This is a genomic window from Actinosynnema sp. NPDC023658 (assembly GCF_040639995.1).
Lineage (GTDB): Bacteria > Actinomycetota > Actinomycetes > Mycobacteriales > Pseudonocardiaceae > Actinosynnema.
Genome location: NZ_JBFAAX010000162.1, coordinates 1 through 8,701 on the forward strand (window position 1 = coordinate 1; position 8,701 = coordinate 8,701).

Annotated in this window: 7 protein-coding genes and 1 pseudogene; 7 read left to right on the forward strand and 1 reads right to left on the reverse strand. The window is 71.0% G+C overall.

What is annotated here, in order from left to right:
* Positions 1–169: 169 nt before the first annotated feature.
* From AB0G02_RS18545 to AB0G02_RS18555, 3 genes are read left to right on the forward strand one after another with little or no spacing between them, the layout of a single operon-like run.
* Entirely contained in the window at positions 170–883 is a 714-nt protein-coding gene (locus AB0G02_RS18545) for a hypothetical protein (RefSeq protein WP_360795625.1), read from the forward strand.
* An 8-nt stretch (positions 884–891) separates the two neighbouring features.
* Positions 892–1,992, forward strand: coding sequence for a hypothetical protein (locus AB0G02_RS18550; RefSeq protein ID WP_360795628.1), 1,101 nt, complete (start codon positions 892–894; stop codon positions 1,990–1,992).
* On the forward strand, positions 1,992–4,031 hold the full coding sequence (locus AB0G02_RS18555; protein ID WP_360795631.1) for a hypothetical protein: 2,040 nt from the start codon (positions 1,992–1,994) through the stop codon (positions 4,029–4,031). Before AB0G02_RS18550 ends, AB0G02_RS18555 begins: the two co-directional genes overlap by 1 nt.
* On the opposite strand, the pseudogene AB0G02_RS18560 reads toward AB0G02_RS18555, so the two are convergent.
* Positions 3,980–5,233 (reverse strand): annotated as a pseudogene (locus tag AB0G02_RS18560) (M14 family metallopeptidase); the annotation flags it as partial. The gene AB0G02_RS18555 and the pseudogene AB0G02_RS18560 overlap by 52 nt on opposite strands.
* 151 nt (positions 5,234–5,384) lie before the next feature.
* On the opposite strand from AB0G02_RS18560, the gene hisD reads away from it, so the two are divergent.
* Genes hisD through AB0G02_RS18580 form a run of 4 tightly spaced genes read left to right on the forward strand, consistent with a single transcriptional unit; the run spans position 5,385 to position 8,608 of the window.
* Positions 5,385–6,701: a histidinol dehydrogenase gene (hisD, locus tag AB0G02_RS18565; protein ID WP_360795634.1), complete on the forward strand. Its 1,317-nt coding sequence runs from the start codon at positions 5,385–5,387 to the stop codon at positions 6,699–6,701.
* A gap of 49 nt (positions 6,702–6,750) precedes the next feature.
* Positions 6,751–7,857 (forward strand): histidinol-phosphate transaminase, encoded by a 1,107-nt coding sequence (locus tag AB0G02_RS18570; protein WP_360795637.1) that lies wholly within the window; start codon positions 6,751–6,753, stop codon positions 7,855–7,857.
* Positions 7,854–8,453: an imidazoleglycerol-phosphate dehydratase HisB gene (hisB, locus tag AB0G02_RS18575; RefSeq protein ID WP_360795640.1), complete on the forward strand. Its 600-nt coding sequence runs from the start codon at positions 7,854–7,856 to the stop codon at positions 8,451–8,453. Before AB0G02_RS18570 ends, hisB begins: the two co-directional genes overlap by 4 nt.
* The gene (locus AB0G02_RS18580) at positions 8,453–8,608 is read left to right on the forward strand and encodes a hypothetical protein (RefSeq protein ID WP_360795643.1); all 156 of its coding nucleotides are present in this window, start codon (positions 8,453–8,455) and stop codon (positions 8,606–8,608) included. Before hisB ends, AB0G02_RS18580 begins: the two co-directional genes overlap by 1 nt.
* Positions 8,609–8,701 lie beyond the last annotated feature (93 nt).

Below are 8,701 nucleotides of genomic sequence, written 5' to 3' on the forward strand. Positions count from 1 at the left end.
TCCGACCGCGGTGGTCGACCTCGTCGCCGAGTTCGACCGGGACGATCTTGTAGCGAGGTGGACGGCACCGCAGCGCGGCGACGTCGAACTGCTGGAGCTGAGGCCTGGCGAGCATCCACCCGAGCCCGGTGTCGTGTCCGCGCGACGGGCCCGCAGGCACGGCGTTCCCGTGCGTGCCGACCTGAGTGGGCGGGGAACGTTGCGTGGGCGGGTCTCCACGCCCGGCAAGCAGCGCACGCTCGTGCCCATCACGGTGCTCGGCGACCTCGCCGCGATCGGCACCCCGTTCGAGTTGGACGCCCGTCGCAGCCCGGTGACCGCGCTGCGACTGGACCGGCTCGGTGCGACGGTGCGGCTCACCTGGGAGTGGCCGGAAGGCGCCACCACAGCCCGCGTGGTGTGGCGGCAGGCGGTCAAGCCTGCCGGACCGACTGACCCCCAGGCGTCGGTCATGGACGTCACCAGGGTCGTTTACGACAGCCGCGGCGTGTCTGTCGCAGTGCCGGCGGGTGACTACTGGTTCGGGGTCTGCACCTTGCAGTCGGTCGACGGGGTGCCGAGCTTCGGCCCACTCGTGCTGGACCGGGAGGTGGCCGTCGGCACCCTCCACTACTCGATCCGCCGCGCCCGCCCGTTCTCGCGCCGACGCGTCCTGTCGGTGCAGGGCGAGCAGCCGGACCTGGTCTTGGTGGCGAAGTCGGGCATCCGGCCGATGAGCCCCGACGACGGCGAGGTGTTGCTGCGCGCGGAAGGTGGAGAACCGGCGCGCGACGAAGAATTCGAGGTTCCTCGGAGCCTGCGCAAGCCAGTGCACCTGCGGGCGTTCTCGCTCGATGAGCACGTCGTGCTCGTCCCGTCACGGCCCGACGACCTGATCGTGTGAGGAGCGTGATGACGACCACGAAGTGCCCCTACTGCTGGACCACGCACAAGCGCGCCGACCTTCGAATGAGCTGTGGTGAGCGGTGTGGTGACCAGGCCACCAGGTTCGCCGAGGGCGACCTGAAGAAGGGCCGCTGCCCCCACGGCAATCCGCCTCAGGGCCGTCGCGTGTGTCCGGAATGCGGGAAGGACCTCCTGCGCGAGTACATCGACAGCGGCGGCCGCAACATCGCGGTGATCGGCTCGTCGGACTCCGGCAAGAGCACCTGGGTCGGGGTGCTGGTGCACGAGTTCCAGCGCGGCGACGTCAGCGCCAGGTTCACCGGCATGTCCCTCGACCTGCTGGGCGAGGCGTCCAGGATGCGTTACGCGCGCGACTTCGCCACCCCGCTGTTCGACGAGGGTCGTCCGGTCAACCCGACGCCCACCGCGCTCCGGACCACCCCGGAGCCGTTGATGTTCAGCCTCCGCTTTCATCAGCGCCGCAGAATCGGCCCGGTGCGCGTGACACCGGTGGTGACGGTTTTCTACGACACCGCCGGTGAGGACGTGGCCCGCGCACAGGCGATGGATCAGCTGATCAGTTACCTGGACGCGGCCGAGGGGATCATCCTGCTGCTCGATCCGATGCAGATGCCCCGGGTCAGGCAGATGATCGGGACCACCACCAAGAACGCCTTCACCGAGCAGTTGCACGTGGTGAACCGCTTGGGTGAGCTGCTGCGCGAACGAGGCCGCGGCGCGTCGACCAAGCTGCTCCGCACACCGCTTGCCATCGCGCTCACCAAGGTAGACCTGCTGCGCGACACGTTCGGGACGGAGTCTCCGCTGCGCCGTCCGTCCCGCCACGACGGCGTCTACGACGAGCACGACGGCCGCGATGTCCACGAGGAGATCCGCGGCTGGCTCGATCGGTGGTACGACCCGGCGTTCGACCGCACGGTCGCCAACGCCTTCCGGACCTACCGGTACTTCGGGCTGTCCGCGCTCGGCGCTGCGCCGGTCAGCGGCACCCGACTGGCACCCACCGGTGTGCACCCCTACCGCTTGGAGGACCCCATGTTGTGGTTGCTGGCCCGGTTCGGGGCGATCAGGTCCAGGGGGAAATGATGACGGTACGCCAACTGCACTACACCTCGTGCGAGGACGGCCTGGAGGGCATCCAGGGATTCCAGGTCAGCGCGATGACACCCGGCACGCCACGGCCGCTGGTGGAGCTCGCAGTCCGGGCCAGCGCCTACGAGCCGGGGCCCGATCTGGTGGGACGGCTCCACGAGCACGACCTCAGCGGTTTCCCCGTCGCCTTCGGCTACGCGGCCGTGGGCCGAGGCGCGACGGTGTTCCAAAGCCGGTACACAGGCGCCGACTTCCCCGGCCGGATGGGCAACTACTTCGCGCACGCGCTGCTGTTCGACGACGTGGAGCGCGAACTGGGTGACGTGCTGCCGATCGACCTGTGGCGCAGTCAAGAGTGGGTGGACTCCAGGAGCGACGGCAGCGCGTTGCCCGAGCTGACCGCGCTCATGCCGGGCGACGAAGCGAACCAGGCGAACACGCGGCGGTTCGTCATCACCGGAGGTGGCGCCGAAGGGCTGGAGCAGGTGATCAGCGGGACCCAACGCGCGCTCGCCAGCGGGCGCGGGAGGTTGGTGCTGGTGGTGCCGGACGACCGGTCCGCCGCACTGTGGGTCGCCGCCACCTGCCGGTCCCTGCCGCACCCGCTGTGCCTGGAGATCTCGTTCACCACCTATACGGCACGGCCGGAGGAGTCTGGCGCGCTGCTCAGCTGCACGACACCCGACGTGCGGCTGCCCGCCTACGGCGACTTCACCACGATTGACCTGACCGCGCCGCAGCAGCAGGACCCCGGCGGCACGCGGTATGCCTCGGTCATCGGTCAACTCTGGGAACGCGACACGGTGGCTGCCGCCCTCGACCTCGCAAATCGGGTGGAGCCGCGTCTCACCGCAGCCGATTTGGACACGTTCGCGGTGCTGCTGGAGATGGTGCACGACCTGTCGGTGAGCACGCAGGTGGACGACGAGATGCTGCTGGCGGTCGTTCGCCTCGCCGTGGACCGGCTGCCGACTGGCCTGCCCGCCAACACCTGGCCGCGGATCGCGGACGCGGTGCAGGACGCCGGAGGCCCGGTGGACGTCTTGGGGTGGTCGGAGGTTCTGCGCACGGCGCGGCACCGGGGTGAGCCGGTGCCCGCGAAGCTGTTCGGCGCCTACTTCGTCGCAGCACTGGTCAGCGGGGACCGACTGTGGCTGCCGGAGCTGTCAACGACAGACTTGGACGACATCGCGGAGAACGTCGTGTTGCCCTCTCTGCGCGCTTCGCCGCCCGCCCAGATGGTGCAGCGGCTGTGCGAACAGCGTCCCCTGCTCGGCGCGCTGGCGCGCGTGCTGGAGCGCAAGCTGGCAGACCAGGACGAGATCGCCCGGTTGGCCACCAAACTACCGCCGGAGGTGGCGCGGGCGCTCGAGGCGGGCGCGTCGGAGAGGACGAGGCTGCTCATCGACCTCGTGCTCGTCCGGAGCGGCGACCGGGATCCGGTGCGAGTGGTGACGGACCCTTCCCGCCGCGACGGAGTCGACTGGCGCCGGTTCGGCTCGGTGCTGTGGCCGCAAGACCCGTCGCCCGAGGACGCGGTCCGACTGCTGCGCCAAGTGCCGGCGCACCTCGTCATCGACAGTGGGCTCGGCACACGGATCGTGGCATCCGCTCTCGACTTGGCGAGCCGGGACGGCTTGGGCGTCAAGGAGGCCAAACTCGTCGATGAACTGCTGAACTCCCAGGTAGCGGTCCAACTAGAGCGGACCGACCGGGTGGGACTCGAGGCAGCCAGGAGGATCGCGTACTTCCGCAGCGCCACCCCAGGCGGCGGCAGCGTCCAAGTCGTCTTGTCCGCCCTCGAAGCCGCGAGCTCCGCGGACGGGGAACTCGGGCGCAGGTTGATCGCCGCCGCAGCGGCGTTCGTGCTGCGCGCGGACAACCGGCTGCACCGGGATCTGCTCGACGCGACGCTCGAGGCGCATGCGGCGGTGTTCCTGCCCGCGTACCGGGAGGCCGCGCGCGAGCTCTTGGCCGGTGCCGCGGTGTCGTTGCGCGAGGTCTGCGTGGCGATCTGGGTGTCGCGCGGGTAGAAGCCGCTGGTGCCGCTCGCGGACGCCGGGTACATCTCGAACGTGTAGCTCCAGATCTTGTGCGTCGCCCACATCCAGTCGTCGATGCTGCCGTCGGTGATGTACAGGTCGCTGGCCTGCTGCGGCGTGTAGCCGTTCAGCGACGCCATCCGGTTGCCCATCGTCTGGAACACGTTGGCCTGGGTGGCGTCCAGGCCCGCGGCGGTGTCGTTGTAGGTGTAGCCGTACGGCCAGAGGATCAACTCCGAGAAGGTGTGCCAGTCGATGTTGGTCTTGATCTGCTGGACGCCGCCGACCACGCGGGAGCCGACGAAGTCGCGGATCCGGGCCGTCTCCGGCGCGGAGAACGCCGACGGGCCGCGGTAGGTCTCGCTCGACCCGGTGCCGCTGGAGCCGCCGCAGCAGCCCCACTGGTAACCCCAGTTGCGGTTGGTGTCGGTGCCGGTGGAGGTGGAGTTCGGCTGCCGGTTCTTGCGCCACGCGCGGAACGAGCCGGACGCGATGTCGTACTCCGCGCCGTCCGGGTTGACGCTGGGGATGATCCAGATCTCCCGGCTGTCGACCGCGTTCTTGATGGCCGAGTTGGTCGCGTAGTTGTCGGTGTACCGCTGGATGATGTGCAGGCACATCTCCACGGTCAGGTGCTCCCGGGCGTGCTGGTTGCAGGTGAACAGCACCTCGGGCTCGGCCTCGTCGACCGACGGGTTGTCGCTGAGCTTGATCATCCACAGGTCGCGGTTCTGGTACGACTTGCCGATGCTGCGCAGCGTGACCAGGTTCGGGTGGTCGCGGACGGTCTGGTTGAGCTCGGCCACCATCTCGTCGTAGTTGTGGTAGCCGGTGTAGCCGGACGGGAAGTCCAGCGCGCCGAGCTCGGGGTCGGTGAAGTCCGCCTGGCCCAGGCTCGCGAGCTGGGCGTCCGCGTCACCGGTGGAGCGCATCGGCAGCCCGGTCGCGCGCAGCGCCCACTGCTGACGGGGTTCGGCCACGACGGTCAGGGTGTCGCCGCTCTGGCCGAGGACGTCGACGCCGGTGCGGGCGACCTTCGTCCGCGCCTCGGGCGTGCTCGCGGTGACCTCGAAGACGGTCCGCTCGGGGTTGTGCGCGGTCGCCGGTTGCGCCGACCCGGGGTGCGCAGGGAGCACCAGGGCCACGCTCGCGACCAGCGCGGCGGCCACAAGGCCGCGCCGCTTGGTGAACATCAAGCCTCCATCATCAGCAGGGGTTGCGACGGAGAGTGCACACGCAGCGTGGCCCGCCGATCACAATTCGAGGTAGCCCCCGTTTGTCGGGTTCACCACTCGGGCGCGGGGTGACAGTTGACGGAATAGCCCAAGCCTTACCCTGGTGGGCATGCTCAACCGCATCGACCTGCGAGGTCGTGTCCCGTCACCCGCCGAACTGCGTGCCGCGCTGCCGCGCGCCGAGGTCGACGTGGACGCGGTGCTGCATCAGGTCCGCCCGCTCGTCGACGACGTGCGCGAACGTGGCGTCGAGGCCGTGCTGGAGCACGGCGAGCGGTTCGACAAGGTCCGCCCGCACGCCATCCGCGTGCCCGCGTCGGAGCTGGAGCGCGCGCTGTCCGAGCTCGCCCCGCCGGTGCGCGCGGCGCTGGAGGAGTCCATCGCGCGCACCCGCAAGGTGCACGGCGACCAGTGCCGGGTCGACACGACCACCCAGGTCGTCCCCGGCGGCACGGTCACCGAGCGCTGGGTGCCGGTGTCCCGGGTCGGGCTGTACGCGCCCGGCGGCCTGGCCGTCTACCCGTCCAGCGTGGTCATGAACGTGGTGCCGGCGCAGATCGCGGGCGTCGAGTCGCTGGTGGTGTGCTCGCCGCCGCAGGCGGAGTTCGGCGGCCTGCCGCACCCGGCGATCCTGGCCGCCGCCGCGCTGCTCGGCGTGACCGAGGTGTGGGCCGTGGGCGGCGCGCTCGCGGTCGCCCTGCTGGCCTACGGCGGCACGGACACCGACGGCGCCGTCCTGGAGCCGGTCGACCTGGTGACCGGCCCCGGCAACATCTACCTGACCGCGGCCAAGCGCCTGCTGCGCGGCCTGATCGGCATCGACTCCGAGGCCGGGCCGACCGAGATCGCGATCCTGGCCGACGGCACGGCGGACCCGGTGCACGTGGCCGCCGACCTGATCAGCCAGGCCGAGCACGACACGCTGGCCGCGAGCGTGCTGGTGACCACGTCCGAGGAGCTGGCCGACGCGGTCGACGCCGAGCTGGACCGCCAGACCGGCGCGACCAAGCACAGCGAGCGCGTGCGCACGGCGTTGCGCGGCAGGCAGTCCGGCACCGTGCTGGTGTCCGACGTGGACGCGGGCCTGCGGGTGGTGGACGTGTACGCCGCCGAGCACCTGGAGGTCCAGACGGCGGACGCCCGCGAGGTCGCCGCCCGCGTGCGCGCGGCGGGCGCGATCTTCGTGGGGCCGCACTCGCCGGTGTCGCTGGGCGACTACTGCGCGGGCTCCAACCACGTGCTGCCCACCGGCGGGTGCGCGCGGCACTCGTCCGGCCTGTCGGTGCAGACGTTCCTGCGCGGCATCCACGTGGTCGACTACAGCGAGGACGCGCTGCGCGAGGTCGCGTCGCACGTCGTGGCGCTGGCCGAGGCCGAGGACCTGCCCGCGCACGGCCAGGCCGTCACGGCGAGGTTCCGCGGATGACGCCGACCCGTTCACGCCCCGTCGCCGCGCTCGTCCCGGCGGGGGCGTCATGAGGCGCGGCATCGGTTCGCGGGTGGAGCTGAGCGACCTCCCCCTGCGCGACGACCTGCGCGGCCGCACGCCGTACGGCGCACCGCAGCTCGACGTGCCCGTCCGGTTGAACACGAACGAGAACCCGTACCCGCCCACGCCCGCCTTGGTGGAGGACGTGGTGCGGGAGGTCGCGGCGGTCGCGGGCGAGCTGCACCGCTACCCGGACCGCGACGCGGTGGCGCTGCGCGAGGACCTGGCCGCCTACCTGACCTCGTCCACCGGGGTGCCGCTGACGTCGGCGAACGTGTGGGCGGCCAACGGGTCCAACGAGGTGCTGCAGCAGATCCTCCAGGCGTTCGGCGGGCCGGGCCGGTCGGCGCTGGGCTTCGAGCCGTCGTACTCGATGCACCCGATCATCGCGGCGGGCACGCGCACGGAGTGGGCGCCGACGCCCCGCCGCGCGGACTTCTCGCTGGACGTCGAGCGCGCCGCCGCGATCATCGTCGAGCGGGCGCCGGACGTGGTGTTCGTGACCAGCCCGAACAACCCGACCGGGCAGAGCCTGCCGCTCGACGACCTGCGCGTGCTGATCGAGGCCGCGCCCGGGATGGTCGTGGTGGACGAGGCGTACGTCGAGTTCTCCTCGCGGCCGAGCGCGGTCGCGCTGCTGGACGAGCACCCGGCGAAGCTGATCGTCAGCCGGACCATGAGCAAGGCGTTCGCGTTCGCGGGCGGGCGGCTGGGCTACCTCGCCGCCGCGCCCGCCGTCGTGGACGCGTTGCAGCTCGTGCGGCTGCCGTACCACCTGTCGGTGCTGACGCAGGCGGCGGCGCGGGCCTCGCTGCGGCACGCGGCGGAGACCCTGGGGTCGGTGGCCCGGTTGGCGGCCGAGCGGGACCGGGTGGTGGACTCGTTGGCGGGGATGGGCTTCTCGGTCGTGCCGAGCGACGCGAACTTCGTGCTGTTCGGCTGGTTCGAGGACGCGCACGCCACGTGGCGTTCATATCTGGAACGCGGCGTGCTGATCCGGGACGTCGGCATCACCGGGCACCTCCGGGTGACGGTCGGCACCCCGGACGAGAACGACGCGTTCCTCGCGGCGAGCAAGGAGGTTGGCCGGTGAGCCGGGTCGGCAAGGTGGAGCGGACCACCAGGGAGTCGTCGGTGCACGTCGAGATCGACCTCGACGGCACCGGGAAGGTCGAGATCGACACGGGTGTGCCGTTCTACGACCACATGCTGACCGCGCTGGGCGTGCACGGGTCGTTCGACCTGGTCGTCCGGGCGACCGGCGACGTGCAGATCGACGCGCACCACACCGTCGAGGACGTGGCGATCGTGCTCGGCCAGGCGTTGCGGGAGGCGTTGGGCGACAAGGCGGGCATCCGCCGGTTCGGCGACGCGTGGATCCCGATGGACGAGACGCTGGCGCACGCGGCGGTGGACGTGTCCGGGCGGCCGTACTGCGTGCACGTGGGCGAGCCGGAGCAGTTCAACGCCTTCACCATCGGCGGCAACTACCCGTTCGTGCTGAACCGGCACGTGTTCGACTCGCTGGCGTTCCACGCGGGCATCGCGCTGCACGTGCGGGTGGAGTACGGGCGCGACCCGCACCACATCACCGAGGCGCAGTTCAAGGCGATCGCCAGGGCGCTGCGCGCGGCCGTCGAACCCGATCCTCGCGTGGGTGGCGTCCCGTCCACCAAGGGCGTCCTGTAGTGCCCAAGGAGTACGTGGTCATCGGCCTGCTGGCCCTCGCGGGCTTCCTGGCGGGCGGCGTCTACAGCACCTGGAAGACGGCCCGGGGCCTGGCGATCGTCCTGGTCGTCCTGGCCCTGGTCGCGGTGGGCGCCGCCGTCACCTGGCTCCTCTGACCGACCTGCGCGTCCACCTCCCGAGCGTTGAACCCGGGTGTTCCGAACGTAGGACTCTCGCGACCTGGACGTAGGACTCTCGCGAGAGTCCTA